This is a genomic window from Litorivivens sp. (genome assembly GCF_041624475.1).
Classification (GTDB): Bacteria; Pseudomonadota; Gammaproteobacteria; order Pseudomonadales; family Spongiibacteraceae; genus Litorivivens.
The window spans coordinates 1-22,255 of the sequence record NZ_JBFJUX010000018.1 but is presented as its reverse complement, the minus strand read 5'-3'; the positions used below and the strand labels follow the sequence as shown (position 1 = coordinate 22,255).

The window sequence follows — 22,255 nt, the reverse complement described above, 5'->3', positions numbered from 1 at the left end:
GGCTGATGAGCAGTCAGGCAAGTTTACTTTAAAGCGAAGTGTAGACCGATAATTAAGGCAACTGCTCTCACCACAATTATCGAACGACTGTTGGCAATTAAAATTTCAGCTTCAATTGCTAAAGTCATCTTCGGAGGCCTTCATCATTTCTTCCAGAAACCATTGTGGAAACTGCCCCACAAACTTGTTCATATCCCAGAAATCACTCCAGCGCCAGACTAGCCCATCCTTGATTTCGTGCATGGTACAGAAGCGGTGCTCGGCGGTTTCATCGGTCTTGAAGGTCCACTTTTCGGTGTGATCCATAAAGACCAGATTGCCATCACAGGCAAGTCGATGGGTCGTTTGCTCCTGCTTAGCCAAGTGATTAAAGGCTATCTGCAAACGCTTCACACAGTTTTCAGGCCCGGTAGCGCCCACATCACTGGTGGGCACGTCTTCATAGAAAATTTCGGGATGCATACAGCTTTTCATGGTTTCCCAGTCCATATCGGACAGGGCCTGCCACATCTTTTTGACGATAGCTTTATTGTCTTCGCTCGACATTAAACGTTCCTTTTTATAGCTGTATTCAAATTACATTTGCGGTACGGAAGCCAGATCAATAGGCAGTTCAAAACGCTCGTAGCGATCAGCACGATCACGCAGGGTAGCCACACTCTCTTCGCTATTCAGCATAATAATCACACGTTGCTCTTTCACGCCCTGCAGGGTAAAACGCGCCAGCTCATCCAGATCCTGAAAGTTCAGCTCCATACCGGCAGCGTTTGCCGCTTCCTTGAATTCTTCGACAGATGGGACATGGACTGGCTCACGGTCTACTTTCAAGTCCTTAGGACGGTTGCGCTCAGTGGTCCAGATACCCGTAGCCAGCACACCGCCTGAAGGATAAAAGATGGACGCACGCAATTTCGTATTCTCGGTCACCAGCTGGGCTGCAAGACACTCGGTGATACAGGAAACAGCAGCTTTGCTAGAGGCGTAGACCGACTGGTAGGGCAGCGGTGAAATACCGCCATCACCAGATGAAGTGTTAATGACGTGGCCTTCCTTCCCGGACGCAATCATGCGCGGCACAAAAGACTGAATGCCGTGTACCACGCCCATCACATTCACGCCATGCACCCACTTCCAGTCGTTGGGTTTGGTTTCCCAGATATTCAGCGAAGGCGCAGCGACGCCCGCGTTGTTAAACAGCAGGTTACACTCACCGTACTGGGCAAAAACCTGCTCGGCCAGAGCTTCTACAGACTCGGGACTGGAAACATCGGTCACTACACCGCTGACTTCACCGCGCCCCTTGAGCTCGGCCATCACGCCATCCAGCGCCGACTGTTCCACATCGCCGATAACCACCCGGGCCCCTTCGTCGAGCAGAGCTGTTACCAAGGCCTTACCAATGCCACTGGCGCCACCGGTGACGACCGCGACTTTTCCGTTGAAATCCTGCATACGCTACCTCTTATTATTGATTGGATAGATGACAGCCGTCGCTGTCGGAGCCCTTACGATCATAGGAGGTTACGCCAAGACTTGAGATTACAACTCGGTCAGACTTAAAACCCCTCTACAATCGGAACAACCTGCACGAATTTGCTAAAATCTTCAGCCATTTCCGAAATACCCCAATTATTGACATGCAGTTGCGCAATATCTCTCTATCGCTTGGCGGCAAAATCGTCCTGCAGCCCATAGACTGGAAGCTGACCCAGGGAGAGTGCTGGGCGATACTCGGCGCCAATGCTTCCGGTAAAAGTTCCCTGGCACGAGTGTTGAGCGGCGCGCTGCAGGCACACGGTGCAATTGAAGACCGACCAGAACGAGTGCAATGGGTTTCCCTTGAATCGCAGCAGGCCCTGTATGAAGAGGAGTTATACCGGGATGAAAGCGATTTGCTCAATGAAATTGACGAGGGGCGCAGCGTTCGGCAGCTGCTGGTTGAAACAGCGCCCTGGTCAGCTCTTCACGACGAGCTGTGCACCTCTCTCAAGCTGACTCACCTGCTTGATCGCGGCTATCGGCGCTTGAGCAGCGGCGAAGGACGCCGCACCCTGCTGGCCTGCGCCCTGCTGCAAAAGCCTGATCTACTGATCCTGGACGAACCTTTTGAAGGCCTGGATCACGACAGTTACGAACAGCTTCATCAGGCGCTAAACACACTGGTTATGCAGGGCCAATGGCTGGTATTGGTGGTTAATCAGACAGCGCATATCATTGATCAATGTCAGCGCATTGCCCTGATGGACGAGGGCAGGCTGATCTATCAGGGACCACGTCCGCCCGATCTGGACGCCGTGTGGCAACAACTGGATCGCCACCAACAGGAACTGCCAGAGCTGCCTCCAAGGTCCCCGGAATTTCAATTACCGGCCTGGCCCAAAGACAAGCCTTTGCTACGCTTTGTCGACGCCTTTGTGCAGTACGGCGACACATTTCAGTTTCGCGACTTCAACTGGCAATTCAAACCCGGGGAACACACCCGCATACAGGGCCCTAACGGTAGCGGCAAGTCGACGCTACTGGGACTGATTACCGGAGACCACCCGCAGTGCTATCGCAATAATCTGGAAATTCTCGGCTTCCGGCGCGGCTCCGGCGAAAGCATCTGGGACATCAAGAAGCACATCGGCTATGTATCAGGCAGCCTGCACCGTGACTACCGGGCATCGGCCAGTGCCTTGACTGTGGTGATTTCCGGTTTGACCGATTCCATTGGTATTTATACAGAAATCGGCGAACAGGAAAAGTCACTGGGCCTTGCCTGGCTGGATATTCTGGGCATGGTCGAGCAGGCCAATACTCCTTTCCGTAGCCTGTCGATGGGACAACAGCAATTACTGCTGGTGGCGCGCGCACTGATCAAACAGCCACCCCTGATCATCATGGACGAACCTACCGAAGGTCTGGATGATTTCAACCGCTTTTACGTCCTAAAGCTGGTCGAAAAACTGATCACAGTAAGCGGCACTACACTACTGTTGGTGTCCCACCGCCAGGATGAAACCCTTAGCTGTATCTCACGGAGCCTAAGCTTTGTTCCGGACGAACGCGATGATGTGCGCTACAGCATCAAGCAGATCGTTCACTGACTAGCTCCCGCGCCATCATCAGCCGCCTAGAATCGTCTTTCCTCCCACCTCAGGAAGAAAAGCGCTCAATAAAAGCGAACACGGATTCCCAATGCGCTTTGGCCACATTGGTATCGGGGAAGAAGGACTCATAGGCGTGGGGGCCGCCCTCGCAAACGTACAGTTCGCAGTCGACACCATCGGCTCTCAAACGCTCGGCGTAGGCGATATCTTCGTCGGCAAATAGATCGATACTGCCCACACCAATCCAGGCGGGCGGCAGACCAGCAAGGGATTCACGCCGCGCCGGCACGGCGTGCTCCGGAGCATTCGGTAAACCCGGCTCCTGGCCCAGATAACACTGCCACCCCGTGTGGTTGCTTTTGTTGTTCCAGATAAAGTGATTGTCTTCCGTCAGCTCTGTGCGCAATACCGTGCGGTCGTCCAGCATCGGACAGAACAGCAGTTGCGCCATGGGCTGGACACCCCCTTCGTCGAGCAATCGCTGCGCAAGTGACGCCGTCAAACCACCGCCAGCACTCTGCCCACCAATCAGGATCTTGTGCGGGTCTACCCCAAGGTCTGCGGCGTTGGCGCGCAGCCATTGCCAGCTGGTGGCGCAATCATCGAGCGCCGCAGGAAAGGGATGCGCTGGCGCCATGCGGTAATGTACGGAAACCACCGTAATTCCCAGACGTTTGATAACGCTCTGAACCAGCTTGTCGTCCTGATTGGCGTGACCAAACAGGTAGCCTCCGCCGTGAATCCACAATAGGGCCATATCGGATTGCACGTTGCGGGGCTGGTAGACTTTGCTTTGGGAGTGGCTATGCTCAATCCACTCAACCTCGATTTCATCATCGCCTTTAAATCCAGGCATCAGGTTGGCCAGCTTGCTGATCAGCCAGCGTACCGGCGCGTGATGAACGGGAATTGTGGGGATTCTGCGCAGACGTTTCTGCAGCTCAGGATGGGCTTTATCCAGATTCATTATTATAGGCTCTCGCGGCAAAACCCCATTATCGCGAGCGAAGGGCGGTGTGCAATAGTTCACACCGCCTATTTTCTGGACTAATCGGACAGATCGGAAGCCGCGAGAGCCTCTTCAAACTGCTGCATACTCGCAAGCAAATCATCAGTCGTTGCGCAGGTAAAAGCCACATGCCCCACCTTGCGGCCGGGACGAGGCGCTTTGTTGTACCAGCTCAGGCGCCCATTATCGGGTAGAAGCGCATGCGGCGCCGCCTTGGTTCCCAGAAGATTCACCATGCCGGACGCGCCAATCGGCTGGGTTGTACCGAGAGACAGCCCGGTTATCGCGCGCAGGTGATTTTCAAACTGATCGACGCAGCCACTGCCCATGGTCCAGTGACCGCTGTTGTGAACCCGCGGCGCGATCTCGTTGACGATGACCTGATCACCCACAAGAAAAAATTCAATCGCCAGTACACCAACGTAGTCCATGCCAGCGGCGATACGCTCAGCGTAATCGGTCAGGGTCTGCTCAATTTTGTCGGACAACGGCTCCAGCGGCACATAGCAGCTCGCCAACACCCCTTTTTTCATGGTGTTGCGTACGGTGGGGTAGCATTTGATTTCGCCGTCCTGGCCGCGCACCACGACTTTGGAGACTTCACTGTCAAAATTTACGGCGCTCTCAATCAACCAGCCGCGCAGATCCCCTTGCGCTGCCAATGCATCCCGATCGGCAAAGCTGTTCAAACGCCCCTGCGCTTTGCCGTCATAACCTTCGCTGACAGATTTTGCAAAGCAGGGAAAATCTGACTCTTCAACTTCCGCCAGCGTTTCACAATAGCGAAAAGGCGCCACAGGAATACCAAGGCCCTCTAACAACAGACGCTCTTTGTGGCGATGACTGCATTGGGCAAAGCCCTCTACCGGCGGGTATACCTTGGTGCACTTGGCGAGGCCTTCAAGCAGCGACACATCCAGCTGCTCGCTTTCCATGGTAACCACGTGCGGCTCACCGAGCCGTCGGTAAACCGCCTCGGGGGTATCATGCTGATCCCGATAGACAATCTGGCCGAGATGCTCAACACAGGCCGCATTAGCGCCGCTGTCGAGCAGAAAACTGAAACGAAAACCCAGTGGAATGCCCGCCAGCGCCGTCATGCGCGCGAGCTGACCACCTCCGACAATCGCAACGTGCATTACTCTACCTCTACCGGAACCGAATCTGTCTGACGATCTTTCCAGGCCTGCAGCGCTTTGGCTAGTTCAGGGTCGGACAGCGCCAGAATCTGCACGGCCATGAGACCCGCATTAAAAGCACCCGGCTCACCAATAGCCTGAGTTGCTACGGCAACACCTTTGGGCATCTGCACAATGGACAACAGACTGTCGACACCATTGAGGGCTTTTGACATCACGGGCACCGCCACCACCGGCAGTGTCGTCATGGAGGCAACCATGCCTGGCAAGTGTGCTGCACCCCCGGCGCCGGCAATAATCACCTGCACACCCTGCTCCTTTGCCTGAGTGGCGAACTCGCACAACCGCTCTGGAGTGCGGTGTGCTGACACCACCTTAGCCTCAACGGAAACGCCGAATTCTTCGATCAGCTCCACCGCGAGTTTCATGGTTGGCCAGTCTGAGCGCGAGCCCATCACCACGGCAACCTTGGCTTTAGTCATGTGTATCCCTCCTGAAATAGGTCGACAGCGCAGCGGCAAGGCCGACACGCCGTACTAAAATTCTGCCCCCTGCAAGGGGCGGGGCTTGACACCGAATAACGCTCTGAATGGGGTAGCCCGATTAAACAGGCGGGAGATTATAGACCAGCTGAGCGCTGGAGGCAGCGCTTTGTGGGCATTCTTTGAGCAATTGAGTGGGGAATGGGGGTGGATTTCGGCATTTTAGGGTGTGATTGGCTGTTTAATGGTCGATTTGAGCGCCGGTTTCGCCCAGCTGGCGAAACCGGCGCAAAAATCAGGCACCATAAAACCATTCAACTCAAGCGCTCAACAATCTACCCCTCAATCTCCACAAGCACCTCCCCTGGAGTAACCCGATCGCCTTTAGCCACATGAATCGCCGTCACCGTGCCATCAATGGTCGCCTGCACCTCGGCCTCCATCTTCATGGCCTCTGTCACCAATACCGGCTGCCCGGCTTTGATCACATCCCCGACACTCACCAATACCTCAACGATATTGCCGGGCATACCGGTCGTAACATGCCCCGGTTTGCTGGCCTGCAAGCGGCCGCTGGAACCTTCCGCCTGGTATTCGTTCAGAGATTCAAATACCACTTCCTGCGGCACACCATCGAGGGTCATATAGAAGTGGCGCTTGCTCTGCCCCTTCACACCAACGCCGGTAATTTCAACCTGATAACTTTCACCGTGAACGTCAATGATGAATTCGGTGGGAGTACCGCCAACCGCAGCGGCCTGACCGCCCGCCTGCTCAGGTGGCAATAGCACTTCCGGCTCCAGGGTGCCCGCCGCGCGCTGCTCGAGGAAGGTTTTGCCGAGATCCGGGAACATTGCGTAGGTGAGGACGTCTTCTTCGCTTTTAGCCAATTCACCAATGTCGGTGCGCAATTTGTCCAGCTCGGGCGGCAACAGATCTGCGGGACGGACATCAATCAGATCTTCACTGCCAACCGCCTTGCGGCGCAGTTCTTCATTCACTGCCGCCGGCGCTTTACCGTAATGCCCCATGAGATAGCGTTTCACTTCATTGGTGATGGTTTTGTAGCGCGCGCCCGCCAGAACATTCATCACCGCCTGGGTGCCGACAATTTGTGAGGTGGGAGTGACCAGCGGCGGGAAGCCGAGGTCTTCACGTACCCGGGGAATTTCCGCAAAAACCTCGTCAATGCGATTCAGGGCGCCCTGCTCTTTGAGCTGGTTGGCGAGATTCGACATCATGCCGCCCGGCACCTGATTGATCTGGACTGACACGTCCTCGCGGGTAAACTCACTTTCGAACTGGTGGTATTTTTTTCGCACCTCCCAGAAGTGACGCGCGATCTCGTTGAGCAATTGCAAATCGAGCCCGGTGTCATACTCGGTGCCTTTTAAGGCGGCTACCATGGATTCGGTGGCCGGATGGCTGGTGCCGTTGGCAAATGCGGAAATCGAGGTGTCGATATGATCGACACCGTTTTCAATGGCCTTGAGCTGGCACAAAGGCGCCAGTCCTGAGGTGTTATGGCTGTGCAGAAAGATCGGTAAATCCAGCTCTGCCTTCAGCGCGCGGATCAGATCACCTGTGGCAAAGGGTGTCAGCAGACCTGCCATATCCTTGATCGCAATGGAGTCACAGCCCATCGCTGCCATGGCTTTGGCCTGCTCGACAAAAGCTTCAACCGTATGCACCGGACTGGTGGTGTAACAGAGAGTGCCCTGGGCGTGCTTGCCGCTTTTCTTTACCGCCTTGATCGCGGTTTCCACATTGCGGACATCGTTCATTGCGTCAAATACGCGGAACACATCAATGCCGTTTTCGGCAGACTTCGCAACGAAGGCCTCAACCACATCATCCGCATAGTGGCGATAGCCCAGCAGGTTCTGGCCGCGCAGCAACATCTGCAGGCGCGTATTGGGCAGGGCTTCGCGCAGCTGGCGCAGGCGCTCCCAGGGGTCTTCTTTCAGAAAGCGCACGCAGGCATCAAAGGTTGCGCCGCCCCATACCTCCAGCGACCAGAAACCCACCTTATCCAGTTTGTCACAGACCGGCAGCATGTCTTCGGTGCGAAGACGGGTGGCGATCAGTGACTGGTGACCGTCGCGCAGAACCACATCGGTGATTTGTACGGGCTTACTCATAGCTCTCTCCAAAAGGCTCTTTCTAGGTTACAGGCCAGCGTGGGCGGCGATGGCGGTGGCAATAGCCAGGGCAATATCTTCCGGCCGGCTCTTTTCCGAATACTGCAACAGCTCCGGGTGCTCATCGACAAAACTGGTATCGAAGGTGGCGGAGCGGAAGTCTGGGTGCTGCAATATCTGCTGATAGTAAGGCGCTGTGGTTTTAATCCCCTGCAGGCGCATATCGTTCAGCGCGCGCACCGCACGATCCAGCGCATCCTCCCACTGCAGACTCCATACAATGAGCTTCAGACACATGGAATCAAAGTACGGCGGAATGTCGTAGCCGGTGTATATCGCGGTATCCACCCGCACGCCCGGGCCGCCCGGTGCGTAGTAACGACTCACTTTGCCAAAGCTCGGCAGGAAATTGTTTTTCGGGTCTTCGGCATTGATGCGCAGCTGCAGGGCGTAGCCGCGATAGCTGATATCCTGCTGGCGAAAGCCCAAGGGCAAACCGCTGGCGATGCGAATCTGCTCGCGCACAATATCGATACCGGTAATTTGCTCGGTGATAGTGTGCTCCACCTGCACCCGGGTATTCATCTCCATGAAATACACCTGGTTGTCGGCGAGCAGAAACTCGACCGTGCCCGCATTTTCATAACCGACCGCTTCCGCCGCCGTGACGGCTAACTCACCCACGTAGGCGCGCTGCTCCGGGGTCAATTGCGGCGAGGGCGCAATTTCAATCAATTTCTGGTTGCGGCGCTGGATCGAGCAATCCCGCTCAAAAAGATGCACCACATTGCCATGACTGTCGGCCAGTATCTGAACCTCAATATGCCGGGGGTTGACGATGCATTTCTCCAGAAAGACATCGGCATTGCCAAAGGCCTTGGTAGCCTCCGAGATCACCCGCTCGTAATTGCGCTCCAGCTCCGCCTCGTTATCGCAGCGGCGAATACCCCGGCCACCCCCGCCGGAGGTAGCCTTGAGCATGACCGGGTAGCCAATGCGCTCGGCCTGTTGTTTGGCCTCGTCGATATCGGCCAGATTATCTTCACTGCCGGGAGTCACCGGAACCCCGGCCGCAACCATCGCCTGCCGGGCCTGGGTTTTGTCGCCCATGCGGTTAATGACTTCTGCCGAAGGGCCGATGAAAAGCACACCGCGCTGTTTGCAGATCCGTGCAAGCTCGGCGTTCTCCGACAAAAAGCCGTAACCCGGGTGAATGGCATCACAGCCGGTTTCCACCGCCAGGTTCACAATATGGTGGGGGTTAAGGTAGCCCGCCAGCGGATCGCTGCCGAGGCTGTGGGCTTCATCGGCACGTTTTACATGCAGGGCGTAGCGGTCCGGCTCAGTGTAGACAGCGACCGAGCAAATCCCCATCTCGGCGCAGGCCCGGACAATGCGCACCGCGATCTCGCCCCGGTTGGCTATCAGAATTTTTTTGATCATAGGTTCTGCCCTCTCGCGGGGACGTCAGCGTCAGACGGTTACACTAGCGGATCAGTGGTCTAAGGCAAAATTGATAATAATATGATTTACTATAAGCATTACCTTATAGTTCTTGAGCATAAACATCGTGCGTCCCTCTTTTCTTCATCGCCTGACCTTGCGTCAGATCGAGATTTTTCTGGCGGTCTGCCGCCTGCGCAACTACTCCCGGGCCGCTGACGAGCTGGCGCTCACTCAACCCGCCGTCAGCGCGCAGATCCGCCAGGTAGAGCAGGTGGTGGGCGAAGCCCTGTTCGACTACATCGGCAAGCAGCTCAATATCACCCCGGCCGGCCAACTGCTGGAGCGGGCCGCTCGCGATCTGCAGCAACGCCTGGTCAGTCTGGAGATGGAACTGGCGGAATTGAAGGGAGAGGTGCAGGGCACCCTGAATATTGCCGCAGAAAGCAGCGCCCAATACTTCCTGCCGAAACTGCTGGCAACCTTCAGTGAGCGCAACCCGGCCATCGATATCCAACTCGATGTGGGCAACCGCGCCACTATCCTTAAACGACTGAACGAGGGCCGCAACGAGCTGGTGATTACCGGCGCACCACCCCCGGATCGCAATCTGCAATTCACCCCCTTTCGCGACAACCCCTTGCTCGCCGTTGCAAACCCGAACCACCCCCTCGCCCAGAGACCAAACCTGACTTTCTTCGAATTCAGTCAGGCACGCCTGTTACTGCGGGAGCCCGGCTCCGGCACCCGACTGGCCACAGAAGAGTTTGCTCAGGAGCAAGCGGTGAAACTCTCCCAAACCGCCAGACTAGGGTCGTTGGAAGCCATCAAGGCCGGCGTCATCAGCGGGCTCGGTGTCAGTATTCTTCCCCTGGATACCTGCAGGCGGGAACTGGAGCAGAAGCTGCTGCGCTCACTGCCCGTCAGCGGTTTTCCGCTGAAACGCTCCTGGTGCGTGGTGCATTTCCGCAAGCGCCAGCTCACTCCTGTGAGTCAGCGCTTCGTGCAGCATCTGACCGAAACCGGATAATCCGCCCGCAAGCGGAGCACACAAACCGCCCAACCCAAGCCTAAATACAAATGATAACCTTTATCATTTGTATTACAATCCACCCACTTAGCCGCCCCAACAGAAGGCGGCGCCCGCCAGATTGACAGCTTTAATGGGGTAGTACAGCCATGATCATCCGCACTTCGCACCGCCGGTATGCAAGCCTGGCTGGACTTTTACTGGGTATAGGCGCAGCCCATGCCGAAACCACAGCGCCGGAAAAACCACTGGAAGAAGTGATCGTCAGTGGCGGCCTGCTGCAACGCTCGACGCTGGATACCGTGGCCAGCATTTCCATCGTGCCGGCGGAGCAACTGCAGGCTCAGAACATTCGCGACCTCTACGACCTACTGCTGCGCCAGCCCAATCTGAACGCCGCCAAGGAAGACAAATTCTCGGTGCGCGGCATCTCCAACGAAGGCGTCGGTCCCGGCGGCACCGGCCGTCCGACTGTCAGCATTTTCATCGACGGCGTTCGCCAGGCGGGGCGCGGCGTCGCCAACACCTGGGATGTGCGGCAGGTCGAGTTTTACCGCGGCCCCCAATCCACAGCGTTTGGCCCCGGCTCGCTGGCCGGCGCCGTGGTCATTCAGACGCATGAACCGAATTACGAATCCGCCGACGGTGAGTTGAAACTGGGCGGCGGAAATTATGGCGGCCGCGAAGCCGGTATCGCCTTCGGCGCGCCACTGGGGGCCGGCTTTGCTTTCCGCTATGCCGGCGAGACCAACCAGACCGACGGCGAAGTCACCAATATCACACTGGACGACGATGAGTGGCAGGCCCGCAAACGCTACATGCAGCGCCTGAAGCTGGGCTGGACCAACGACAGCTGGTACAGCGCCACCCTGACCGGCCAGGTCAGCAAATTACGCGAAGGCATTGAATACCTGCCGCCCGAGCGCGCGGAGAACAGAGAATCGACCGATAATGTCGACGGCTACTACCGGGACGACACCACCCTGCTCGCCCTGACCCAGAGAGCCTCAATCGGCAACCACTGGCAACTCAGCCTGACCCTCAGCCACTCCGACACCGACAACGAAAAGCTCGGCGACTACGACGTGTCTGCCGAGGACAACGGCTCCTTCCTGAATGCCACAACTATCAAAAACACTGCCGGCGATCTGCGCCTGCGCTACACCGCGCCGCGCTGGACGGCCGTGGCAGGTTATTACCGCTCCCGGGACGATCTGAGCGGTACCTCTTACACCCGGGGCCTCACGCTGAGTGCCGGTGGCGCACTGGTAGAAGTCGACGGCCTGCTCGGCGCCGGGCGCATTGCAGATGTCGAGGCACTGTATATGGAAAGCGATATCGACCTTTTTTCCCGCTGGATGCTGACCGTCGGGATGCGCTACGAGGAAAACGAAGCCGAGAATTCCAGCCTGTTCCGGCTGGACCGGGCTCAGGCCGTTGACCCAATCACCGGCACTACCCTGCCCGGCAACCTCAGCCCGGTTTTAAAGGCCACAGTGTTCCCGGATAGCGACAATAGCTTCCCAAGCGCAGACAGCGTGTTCCTGCCCAAGCTGGGGGTAACCTATGAGGCCAGCGAACACCTGAAACTGTTCCTGACCCACAGTCAGGGCTACCGCGCGGGCTCTGTGGATTTTGTCACCAGCGGCGAGGCACCTGCCTACGGTCCCGAATACACTGAAAACTTCGATCTGGGCTTTCGCTTTCATCGCGGCAGCTGGCGGGTTCAGGGCTCGCTGTTTCATGTCGACTACGAAGACATGCAGGTGGGCGTTCGCATCGATGCCACCAACTTCCGCACAGATAACGCCGGCGAAGCGCGAGCACGCGGCGTGGAGCTCGAGTTCAGCGGCGATCTGGGTGCAGGGTTTTCTGTGTTTGGCGGGCTTGGCTATGTCGACTCCCAGTTCGTAACGTACGAGGACGACGGTGTGGATTTCGCCGGCAACGAATTTCCCAATGCACCGCGCCATACCCGCAACCTGGGAGTTGAGTATCACCACCCACAGGGCTGGTATGCCAGCGTTACCTGGTCACGATCCAGCGAAAGTTACACCGACCGGGAAAACACCGAAAGCCTGCAGGCCGACGCTCGCGACCTGTTTGGCGCTCGCCTTGGCTATGAAGCCGAATCCTTCAGAGTGGAACTCTACGGACAGAACCTGACGGATAAATTTTATATCACCGATCAGTTCAGCAGCCCCTCACTGGGTATTGAGGGGGTATGGGCCGGTGATCCAAAGGAGTACGGCGCGAGGCTCAGCTACCGTTTCTAGCAGCGCTTAGACCGGCTAGCAGTTAAACGTAACCGCTAGCGAGACTTTACAACCCAGTCGAGCAGGCTCGCAGGCTTTGAGTCTGCTGGTGCTGCTTTATTCAAGCGATCAAGCACCCCTTTGGCGAGCTGTTTGCCCAGCTCCACACCCCACTGATCAAAGGAGTTGATGCCCCAGATCACGCCCTGACAGAAAACCTTGTGCTCATAGAGGGCAATCAGGCTGCCGAGGGCTTTGGGGGACAGCCGTTTGAACACAAGACTGTTGCTGGGTTTGTTGCCGGGAAAATTGCGGTGAGCTGACAGCAGGGTCAGTTGCTCGCCCTCGACACCGGCTGCAACCAGTTCCTCGCGCAGCTGCTCTGTTGTTTTACCGAGCATCAAAGCCTCACCCTGCGCAATGGCATTGGCTATCAGGATGCGATGTTCGGCGGTGCAGTCGGCATCCCCTTTAAGGGCAAACAGAATATCGCAGGGAATAAGATCGGTACCCTGATGCAGCAGCTGGTAAAATGCGTGCTGGCCGTTTGTACCCGGCTCACCCCAGATAACCGGGCCGGTGGCGCAGGCAACCGGTCGCCCATCCATGCGCACCTGCTTACCATTGCTCTCCATGTCCAGCTGTTGCAGAAAAGCCGGCAGGCGACTCAAACGCTGGCTGTAGGGCAACACCGCATGACTACCCGCCGACCAGAAATTGCGGTACCAGACACCCAGCATTGCCAGAATCACCGGCATATTATTTGCGAGCGGCGCTTCGCGAAAATGTTTATCCATCTCGCGGGCACCAGACAGCAAGGCGCGAAAATTATCCATACCCAGCGCCAGGGCAATCGATAAACCAACGCTAGACCACAGCGAGTAGCGACCGCCCACCCAATCCCAAAACAGAAAAGTCTGCTCCGGAGCAAAGCCTTGCGCTTGTGCCGCCTGCGGATTGCTGGTCACCGCCACACAGTGTTGCAGCACCTGCTCTTGAGAACCAAAGGCTGTCAGCAACCACTGCTTTGCCAAGCCGGCGTTAGCCATGGTTTCCTGAGTAGTAAAGGTCTTGGACACAATGATAAACAGTGTGGTGGAGGGGTTCAGCCCCGCCAGCGTGTCGGTCATTTGAACCGGGTCTACGTTCGACACGAAATGCAGTGTCGGCCCGTCACCGCGATAAGGGCGCAGGGCCTCACTCACCATCGCCGGCCCCAGGTCAGACCCGCCAATACCGATATTCACCACGTCGGTAAACGCCTGACCGCTCGCTCCCTTTAATGTCCCAGCGCGCACCGTGGCCACAAAGTGTTCAATTCTTTGCAGTTCAGCATGCACCTCGGAAACGACATTACGACCATCGACTTCGACGCGAGCCTCGGGCTCGGCGCGCAAGGCTGTGTGCAATACCGCGCGGCCCTCAGTTTGGTTTATCTTCGCGCCGGCAAACATCGCGTCGCGACGCTCGGCTAGACCGCTGGCCTCCGCCAGCTCGATCAACAGCGCAAGTGTTTCATCGTCGATGCGGTTTTTTGAATAATCGAGAAACAGCTCGCCCGCCTGCAGGGAATACCGGGAAAAACGCTCATCGTCTGCCGCGCACTGATCGCGCATATGCACGTTGTGCAACTGTTTCTGCTTAGCCTGCAAACGCTGCCAAAGCGCGTCGATATCCCTCATCCTTTTAACCTTATTGCTTTTCCCTCAGGGGAATAATCTTTTAACACGGCGCTGAATTCTATCAGCCCACTGTGCGCTCTGCCGATGAATTTCAGCGCAGGGCCGGTTATTTCCGCGGCAGCGCCTGAGCACAACCCACCAGCCCCGGATGCTCAGCCAACACTATTGCCAATGGCACTTGTGCGCAGACGGGCTGGAATCGGCCCTTGTTTTCAAAACTCTTGCGGATAGCGGCAACATCAATCACGTCCAGCATCTGCGGCAGTATTCCCCCCGACAGGTAGACGCCCCGATAGGCGCCCAGGGCCAAAGCGAAATCCCCCGCGACCGCGCCCAGTATCTCTGAAAAGTCTGTCACCGCCTGCCGGCACAGATCATCCCCAGCCCGGGCACCGGCGGTCACACCCGGTGCGGGCAGTTCCCTTTCCTGCCCCTGCAATCTGGCATTCGCCCAATACAGATTGGCAAGCCCCATCCCCGAAAGCACCCGCTCGACCGACACCCGCTCATAGCGCCGCCAAAGCTGCTCCAGTAACTGGCTCTGATGAGCGCTTGTGGGCGCAAAACCGACATGACCTCCTTCTGAGGGAATAATGTCCCCACCCGGCATCATGGCGGCTACCCCGAGCCCGGTTCCCGGTCCCAATACAGCGGTAATGCCGCCCGGTTCGCGCGGCGGGCGCGGTTCACCAATCCACTGAAACTCCTCATCAGGCAAGGCCGCAATACTCAACACCTGGGCACTGAAATCATTAATCACCGTCACCGGAAGCGACAAATCCTGCTCCAACTCTCGGCGACTGAATGCCCAGTGGTTATTCGGCAGATCTATCCAATCCTGTTCCACCGGTCCAGCAACCGCGAGACAGATTCCATCGACAGGAACCGTCAGACTGCGCATATAGGCCTGCACCGCATCAATGAACAAGGGGAAATCGGCGCAGGGAAACTTTTCTATCGCGTGCAAATTCTGCTGCCCCACATGAACGCAAGCGAAACGGGCATTGGTGCCACCAATATCCGCGACAATATGACAGGAGGTTTCGATACTGCTATTCATAGTCGTTTAACACGCTCACCGAAAAACGGGCCTTTTCGCATAATACCATTCAGAGAAAGCAATCAGACGCCGTTGCGTAATATAATTAAATTTTCCACGCAGCTATGACGGAAGCACCATGAGCATTCTCAGTCTTCTAAAATCACGATACGACACGCTGAGCAAAGCAGAGACCAAAATCGCCAATGTAATTTTAGCGGCCCCGGAAAGCGCAACCGGTATGGCCACGGCGACACTGGCAGGCAAGGCTGGTGTCAGTGACCCAATGGTATCGCGCTTTTGCCGCACCCTTGGCTGCAGCAGCTTTCCCGAATTTAAAGTAAAGCTTGCGCGAGACCTGGCTCAGAAATCCAGCTTTATTACCGAAGCGGTCTCGACCGGCGACAGCGCCAACACCATTATCGAAAAACGCATCAATGCCAATCAGGCCGCCCTCGAATACCTGCGCTCACATATCGATGCCAAGGCTGTCGAAGCAGCCGTAAACCTGCTGTGTAATGCCCGCCAGATCGTTGTCGCCGGCATGGGTGGTGCTGCGGCCATAGCCCAGGATGCGCAGCACAAACTTTTTCGACTGGGCATTCCCACTGTGGCCTATGACGACCACCTTATGTTGCGCATGGCGGCAGCCGGCGCCAAAAAAGATGACTGCTTTCTGATGTTTTCCTTTACCGGGCGCACCCAGGCATCGGTTGACGTCGCTGAACTGGCCAGCGCGAGTGGCGCCAGCCTGATTGCGATAACCAACCCCGCGTCGCCGCTGGCCCGACTGGCTGACGTCACCATCACCTCCGGTGATGAGCTGGAAGACACCACCGTTTACGTCCCGATGACGACCCGCATCGTCATACTCACCATCATCGATATTCTGGCCACAGGCATGACCCTCTCGCAGGGGCCGGACATTGAACCCCACCTGAAAAAAATCAAAAGCAGCCTGGAAGCCACCAAAACCAAACCTCGCAGCAAAACACGAAAGCAGTAAAAACTAGCGCGACAAACCGGCGGCTTCTCGTGACAGTCGCTCTACCGTGTCCCAATCCCCCGCTGCGATCGCCCGCTTGTCCAGCATCCAGGTACCGCCGACACAGGCCACATTAGGCAGGTCAAGATAGCTCGCGGCATTTTGCGGATTGATACCGCCAGTGGGACAGAAGCGCAATTGTGGCAAAGGTCCGGCGATGGATTTCAGCATCGCCACGCCCCCGGCCGCCTCCGCCGGAAAAAACTTCAAGTGTCGCAAACCCTGCTCCAACAGCAGCATGGCCTCGCTGGGTGTATTCACACCGGGCAAAAGCGCAATATCCTCAGCCTGAGCGCTGGCAAGCAGCCTTGGGGTGCAACCGGGGCTAACCAGAAAACGCGCGCCCGCCTGCCGGGCATTTTTGACATCATCCGGCGTAATCACAGTGCCGGCCCCGACCACCGCATCAGGCAGGGCCTGCCCAATATCCGCGATGGCCTGCAGCCCATATTCAGTTCGCAAGGTGACCTCTAACACCTTGAGTCCGCCGCGATACAACGCCGTCGCGAGCGGCACCGCCTGATCGGGATCGTCAATGACGATGACCGGTATAACCGGGCTCAAACCCATAATTCGACCAAGACATTCCATTATTGTTCTTCCTGTTCAGTCGCTCTCAGGCTGCCCAAAAAACATCTGTGGTTTGCGCTGCTTTCAGTATCGCTCGCACCGGCATGGCCTGAATATCATCACCGGCCAAAGCCTCGTGCAGAACAGACCGTTTTTCTTCGCCCGCGAGCAGTAATAGGCGCTGCCTTGCAGACAGAATGTAGCGCGCTGTCAGTGTCATGCGCGCCGTATAATTTCCCGTTACATCACTTTGCTTAGCCGTAATGGCGGCACAACGCTGTGAGCCTGCCAGCGCCTGATCCAGCCCCTCAGCATAAGGAAACAGGGATGCGGTATGCCCGTCACTTCCCATACCAAGTAAACAGACATCTGCCCTTTCTGGCAGAGCGTCGTAGCGCGATTCACATTCTGCCAGTCCCGCCTGCGGCGTTTCTGCCGAGGTTTTCATACCGATAAACTCCGCGTCTGCAGCGGGCCCGGTCAGTAAATGGCGTTGAATAAAGCCCTCATTACTAGCACTGTGGTCAGGTTCGACCCAACGCTCATCAACCAATGCCACACCGACCGACGACCAGGGCAGGTCTTTTTGAGCAAGTGCCCTGTAGACCGGTTCCGGGCTGCTGCCACCGGAGACCAGCATTAAGGCTCTGCCTCGTTCGTTAATGGCCTGTGTCAGCGCCTCAACAATTCGCTCGACGGCCGCCGCGACCAGCGCTTCGCGATCGTCAAAAACATGGTACTCCTGCATCAGGCATGTTCCCCGGCGTTAAACCAGGCGGAGCCGTCCTCAGCCAGCAGCTCATCGGATTCGGGTGGGCCCCAGGTACCGGAGCGATACAGGTGCGGCGCCTCATCGGTTTTCTGCCAAGCTTCAATAATCGGATCGATCCAGGCCCAGGCGTGACCGACCTCGTCGCGATGGATAAACAGGCTCGGGTTAGCCGCTACCGCGTCGAGAATCAAACGCTTGTAGGCATCGCTCTTGAAGCGCTTGTAGGTATCAGAAAAATTCAGGTTGAGTGTCGCCGGCTGCAGCCGCATATCCAGCGTGTCCAGATCCTTCGCCATCATGGTTAGCTGAATACTTTCCTCAGGCTGCAGGCGAATGATCAGGCGATTGGGAGTAAGGGGCCCCGCCTCCTTCGGATAAACACGGTGCGATACTTCCTTATACTGAATCACAATTTCCGCACAGCGCTGTTTCATGCGCTTGCCGGTGCGCAGGTAAAAGGGCACGCGCGCCCAGCGCCAGTTATCAATATGGGCACGCAGGGCGACAAAGGTTTCGGTATTGCTGCCGGCTTCACCCAGCTCTTCCAGATAGCCCGGCACTAGTTTGCCGTTGTGATTGCCGGCGACATACTGACCACGAACGGTGTTGCGCAGCACGTCTTCACCGCGCAGGGGGCGCAGCGCTTCCAGCACTTTTACCTTTTCCGCCCGAATACTGCTGGCCTTCATTTTGTGAGGTGATTCCATCGCCACCAGACACAGCAGTTGCAGCAGATGGTTTTGCACCATATCGCGCAGGGCACCGGCTTCGTTGTAAAAACCCGCTCGCCCCTCCAGACCCACAGTTTCCGAGATACTGATCTGAACGTGATCAATACTTTTTGCGTCCCACAGGTGCTCAAAAATCACATTGGTAAAGCGCAAGGCCATCAGGTTCTGGACAGTTTCCTTGCCGAGGTAGTGGTCTATCCGGTAGATCGACGATTCCGGAAAGTAGCGGGCAATTTCTTCATTGATCGCATTGGCGGAGCTCGCGTTGTAACCCAGTGGTTTTTCAACCACCACGCGGCTGTTGCGGTTAATCAGTTTGAAGGTATGCAAATGATGGCAGCATTCACCAAACAGGGTCGGCGGAATGGCGAGGTAATAAACCCGAACCCGGTCAGCCTCGCTGTCCAGCAACTCAGCCATCGCCTGCCAACAGTGATTGGCTTCGGTGATATTCAGCTCAAACGGCTGGAGGTGTTGCTGAAACTGTTCGGCACAATCGGCCCGGTACTCGCCCTCCGATAAATGTTCGCGCAAAGCCTCATCCGCTCGCTCGTAATAGTCCGCGACATCCGCGGGATTGCGACAGCAGGCGATCAGGCGAGAACCTGCCGGCAACTTGCCTTCGGCCACCGTCCGATAAAGCGCCGGAAGCAACTTACGATGGGTCAAATCACCCGCACCACCGAATATCACGATATCAAAAGGGTCAGACATGGAACTTCCTGTATTCATGATTTGAGCTTATACCTCCAGCACGGAAGCGCCAGCCTCGGCATCGCTTACCAGCCTGCGAAAACCGGCGAAAAGCTCACGCCCCATACCCTGCTGATGACCGCCTTGATAGTCGGCCGGTGCCCTATCGATGGCCGCCTCGTCCAGCACCCGCAGGATGCCCTGCTCGGCGTCGAGTTCCAGCATGTCACCGTCGCGCAGGCGGGCGATAGGCCCGCCGTCCAGAGCCTCGGGAATCAGGTGTATGGCCGCCGGCACTTTTCCCGAGGCACCCGACATCCGCCCGTCAGTAACCAGTGCCACCTTATAGCCACGGTCTTGCAACACTCCCAGCACCGGGGTCAGCTTGTGCAGCTCAGGCATACCGTTGGCCTTGGGCCCCTGAAAACGCACCACGGCAATAAAATCGCGATCCAGATCGCCGGCATCAAAACGGGCCTTCACCTCGTTTTGATCTTCGAAAATTACTGCAGGCGCCTTCACCACACGGTGCTCCGGTTTCACCGCCGACAATTTAATCACCGAACGGCCCAGATTCCCCTTCAATAAGCGCAAGCCACCTTCCTTGCTGAAGGGCTTCCGGCAATCCGCAATAATATTGCTGTCCAGACTCTTGCTCGGCCCCGGACGCCACTCAACAACACCGTCTGCCGTCAAGAAGGGCTCATCACAATAGCGGCGCAGGCCGCCTTCGCCCGCCACCGTTGCAACATCCTCGTGCAGCAGGCCGTTATCCAGCAGCTCACGAATCAGCAGCGCCATGCCGCCGGCCGCCTGAAAGTGATTCACGTCGGCCAGACCGTTGGGATAGATGCGGCACAGCAGCGGAACCGCTGCGGAGAGATCAGCCATATCCTGCCAGTCGATCAGCACCCCGGCAGCGCGCGCAATGGCAACCAGATGAATAGTGTGATTGGTAGACCCGCCTGTAGCCAGCAAGCCGACAATGCCATTGATAATACTCTTTTCATTGATCATCTCACCGAGAGGCAGGAAATCCGGCGACAAGGGCGAGATGACATTGAGGCGAGCAACCGCGGCCCTGGTCAGAGCCTCGCGCAGCGGCATACCCGGATTCACAAAGGAGCTGCCGGGCAACTGCATGCCCATGATCTCCATCAGCATCTGGTTGCTGTTGGCGGTGCCGTAAAAGGTGCAGGTACCGGCGCTGTGATAAGACTCACTTTCCGCTTTCAGCAATTCATCCCGCCCGACTTTGCCTTCCGCATAGAGCTGCCGAATCCTGCCTTTCTCGGCATTGGGCAGCCCGGACTCCATGGGGCCGGCGGGAACAAACACGGCGGGCAGATGCCCGAAGGCCAGCGCGCCAATCGCCAGCCCCGGCACAATCTTGTCACACACCCCCAGCGCCAGAACGCCGTCAAACATATCGTGAGACAGGGCCACAGCGGTCGCCATGGCAATGGTATCGCGACTGAATAGGGACAATTCCATACCCTCCCGCCCCTGCGTAACACCGTCACACATGGCCGGCACACCACCGGCAAACTGGGCAACCGCCCCCAGTTCACGGGCAGCCTGTTTTATCTGATCTGGATAGGTTTTGAAGGGTTGGTGGGCAGAGAGCATGTCGTTGTAGGCAGAGACGATAGCAAAGTTTGCAGCCCGGTCGACCGCCAGCGCAGATTTGTCGTGGACGTCTGAGGCGGCGAAGCCGTGGGCAAGATTGCCGCAAGAGAGGTGACTGCGAGACACGCCCGGTCGGTGTGCCCCGCGAATCTTGTCCAGATAGGCCTGGCGCGCATCCGCGCTGCGAGCAATTACCCGGCGCGTCACCCGTTCAATGTCTTTGTGCATCACAGCTATCTCGCAAATCTACCAACGCAGCATGTAATAAAGCTACCTCAAAACCGAATTAAAATCCATTTATTAACCACAACAATTAACTAAATTACAATTTAGAGTGAGCAATAAAGCTACCTCCAAGCGATAACAGCGAACGATTAGACGCCCGCTAAGCCGATAAGTGCGCTACAGATGATTCTCTGACAACCAGTTCGTGGGGCAGAACAACACGAGGACTCGCCGGCAGGTTGCCTGCCAGCATCGACAGCATCAATGTCATCACCTGCTCACCGATACGGTTGCGCGGCTGGTGCACACTGCTAAGTCTGGGGTGGGTGTATTCTGCGAAGGCAATATCGTCAAAGCCCACAATCGACATATCCTGCGGCAGGCTCAAACCAGCGTCTCGACAAGCGCGCATTGCACCGATCGCCATTTCGTCGTTGGCACAAAACACAGCGCTTATCGACCGCTTTCCCTGCAAAAACTGCTGCATGCAATAATAACCAGAGGCCAGCGAGAAATCGCCGTGTAATACCCACTGCGCATTCGACTTCACTCCTGCGTTCTTCATTGCTTGCCGATAGCCCAGTAGGCGGTCTTCACACAGCGGCGAATCCGCTGGACCGTTGATAAAACCAATCTCGCGATGGCCGAGCTCAGTCAGGTGAGTGACCGCATCGCAGGCAGCTGCGACGTTGTCGATACACACCGTCGGCACGGGAATATCACCGTGGTATTCACAGGCCATCGCAAAGGGCGGCCAGTCCGGGTCGACCGTTTTCCGCCCCTTGCGATAGGGAAAGGGAATATTGCGGCCAAGGCAGATCACACCGTCAGCCTGGCGCTGGGAAACAAGATCTGCGTAGGCCCGTTCTGTGGCTTCATCGCCCTGGGTATCGCCCAGCAGGATACGGTACTGGTGACGACTCGCGACCTTCTCGATGCCTTGAATAATATTGGAGAAAAAAGGATTCGCGATATCCGGTACCAACACTACCACCGTATTGCTGCGACGGCGGCGAAAGTTTCGAGCCAGTGTATTGGTCACGTAGCCGCTGCTGTTAACGGCCTTCATCACCTTTTCCCGGGTTTTTTCGGAGACCTTCTCTGGCTCTGCCAGCGTGCGCGATACCGTCGCTATCGACACCCCCGCCATTTTTGCGACATCTTTTATCGTAACCATAAAGCCCCCGGAAGCAATCGCCCAGTTTACTGCGCTGCCACCTGTGCGGATACACCCCGGCGATCACGCCACCAGATAAAGCCGAATATCGGCAGCAACAG

Annotated in this window: 18 protein-coding genes; 4 read left to right on the top strand and 14 right to left on the bottom strand. The window is 56.9% G+C overall.

The window, feature by feature from the left end; all coding sequences use genetic code 11:
- Positions 1-111 precede the first annotated feature (111 nt).
- Complete coding sequence (locus tag ABY734_RS14840) at positions 112-546, bottom strand: nuclear transport factor 2 family protein (RefSeq protein ID WP_372780097.1); 435 nt, start codon at positions 544-546, stop codon at positions 112-114.
- A 30-nt stretch (positions 547-576) separates the two neighbouring features.
- Positions 577-1,452, bottom strand: coding sequence for an SDR family NAD(P)-dependent oxidoreductase (locus tag ABY734_RS14835; RefSeq protein WP_372780096.1), 876 nt, complete (start codon positions 1,450-1,452; stop codon positions 577-579).
- 185 nt (positions 1,453-1,637) lie between these two features.
- Between ABY734_RS14835 and modF the strand changes: the two genes are divergently transcribed.
- On the top strand, positions 1,638-3,089 hold the full coding sequence (gene modF / locus ABY734_RS14830; protein WP_372780094.1) for a molybdate ABC transporter ATP-binding protein ModF: 1,452 nt from the start codon (positions 1,638-1,640) through the stop codon (positions 3,087-3,089).
- A 49-nt stretch (positions 3,090-3,138) separates the two neighbouring features.
- Here modF and ABY734_RS14825 read toward each other — a convergent pair whose 3' ends face one another.
- From ABY734_RS14825 to ABY734_RS14805, 5 genes are all read right to left on the bottom strand, one after another.
- Positions 3,139-4,059, bottom strand: coding sequence for an alpha/beta hydrolase (locus ABY734_RS14825; RefSeq protein WP_372780093.1), 921 nt, complete (start codon positions 4,057-4,059; stop codon positions 3,139-3,141).
- Between the two features lie 80 nt (positions 4,060-4,139).
- Positions 4,140-5,240, bottom strand: coding sequence for a 5-(carboxyamino)imidazole ribonucleotide synthase (locus ABY734_RS14820; RefSeq protein ID WP_372780092.1), 1,101 nt, complete (start codon positions 5,238-5,240; stop codon positions 4,140-4,142).
- On the bottom strand, positions 5,240-5,722 hold the full coding sequence (purE, locus tag ABY734_RS14815) for a 5-(carboxyamino)imidazole ribonucleotide mutase (RefSeq protein WP_372780091.1): 483 nt from the start codon (positions 5,720-5,722) through the stop codon (positions 5,240-5,242). Before purE ends, ABY734_RS14820 begins: the two co-directional genes overlap by 1 nt.
- A 335-nt stretch (positions 5,723-6,057) precedes the next feature.
- A complete protein-coding gene (gene oadA, locus ABY734_RS14810) occupies positions 6,058-7,863 on the bottom strand; it encodes a sodium-extruding oxaloacetate decarboxylase subunit alpha (RefSeq protein ID WP_372780090.1) in 1,806 nt (601 codons plus the stop codon).
- Positions 7,864-7,890: 27 nt separating this feature from the next.
- Positions 7,891-9,306 (bottom strand): acetyl-CoA carboxylase biotin carboxylase subunit, encoded by a 1,416-nt coding sequence (locus ABY734_RS14805; protein ID WP_372780089.1) that lies wholly within the window; start codon positions 9,304-9,306, stop codon positions 7,891-7,893.
- Positions 9,307-9,433: 127 nt separating this feature from the next.
- Between ABY734_RS14805 and ABY734_RS14800 the strand changes: the two genes are divergently transcribed.
- Both ABY734_RS14800 and ABY734_RS14795 read left to right on the top strand, forming a co-directional pair.
- On the top strand, positions 9,434-10,336 hold the full coding sequence (locus ABY734_RS14800) for a LysR substrate-binding domain-containing protein (protein ID WP_372780088.1): 903 nt from the start codon (positions 9,434-9,436) through the stop codon (positions 10,334-10,336).
- Positions 10,337-10,485: 149 nt separating this feature from the next.
- Entirely contained in the window at positions 10,486-12,612 is a 2,127-nt protein-coding gene (locus ABY734_RS14795) for a TonB-dependent receptor (RefSeq protein ID WP_372780087.1), read from the top strand.
- 35 nt (positions 12,613-12,647) lie between these two features.
- Here the strand turns inward: ABY734_RS14795 and pgi are convergent, their stop codons facing one another.
- Both pgi and glk read right to left on the bottom strand, forming a co-directional pair.
- On the bottom strand, positions 12,648-14,273 hold the full coding sequence (pgi, locus tag ABY734_RS14790) for a glucose-6-phosphate isomerase (protein WP_372780086.1): 1,626 nt from the start codon (positions 14,271-14,273) through the stop codon (positions 12,648-12,650).
- Between the two features lie 106 nt (positions 14,274-14,379).
- Complete coding sequence (glk, locus tag ABY734_RS14785) at positions 14,380-15,333, bottom strand: glucokinase (RefSeq protein ID WP_372780085.1); 954 nt, start codon at positions 15,331-15,333, stop codon at positions 14,380-14,382.
- A 118-nt stretch (positions 15,334-15,451) separates the two neighbouring features.
- Here glk and ABY734_RS14780 point away from each other — a divergent pair, with 118 nt between their 5' ends.
- Positions 15,452-16,318 carry an SIS domain-containing protein gene (locus tag ABY734_RS14780; protein WP_372780084.1) on the top strand — a complete coding sequence of 289 codons (867 nt, stop codon included), beginning with the start codon at positions 15,452-15,454 and terminating at the stop codon, positions 16,316-16,318.
- Between the two features lie 3 nt (positions 16,319-16,321).
- Here the strand turns inward: ABY734_RS14780 and ABY734_RS14775 are convergent, their stop codons facing one another.
- The 5 genes from ABY734_RS14775 to ABY734_RS14755 form a co-directional block, all read right to left on the bottom strand.
- The gene (locus tag ABY734_RS14775) at positions 16,322-16,948 is read right to left on the bottom strand and encodes a bifunctional 4-hydroxy-2-oxoglutarate aldolase/2-dehydro-3-deoxy-phosphogluconate aldolase (RefSeq protein ID WP_372780083.1); all 627 of its coding nucleotides are present in this window, start codon (positions 16,946-16,948) and stop codon (positions 16,322-16,324) included.
- Between the two features lie 25 nt (positions 16,949-16,973).
- Positions 16,974-17,675 (bottom strand): 6-phosphogluconolactonase, encoded by a 702-nt coding sequence (pgl, locus tag ABY734_RS14770; protein WP_372780081.1) that lies wholly within the window; start codon positions 17,673-17,675, stop codon positions 16,974-16,976.
- Positions 17,675-19,144, bottom strand: coding sequence for a glucose-6-phosphate dehydrogenase (gene zwf, locus ABY734_RS14765; protein ID WP_372780080.1), 1,470 nt, complete (start codon positions 19,142-19,144; stop codon positions 17,675-17,677). Before zwf ends, pgl begins: the two co-directional genes overlap by 1 nt.
- 27 nt (positions 19,145-19,171) lie before the next feature.
- A complete protein-coding gene (gene edd, locus ABY734_RS14760; protein ID WP_372780079.1) occupies positions 19,172-20,980 on the bottom strand; it encodes a phosphogluconate dehydratase in 1,809 nt (602 codons plus the stop codon).
- A gap of 157 nt (positions 20,981-21,137) precedes the next feature.
- Positions 21,138-22,154, bottom strand: coding sequence for a LacI family DNA-binding transcriptional regulator (locus ABY734_RS14755; RefSeq protein ID WP_372780078.1), 1,017 nt, complete (start codon positions 22,152-22,154; stop codon positions 21,138-21,140).
- Between the last annotated feature and the right edge of the window lie 101 nt (positions 22,155-22,255).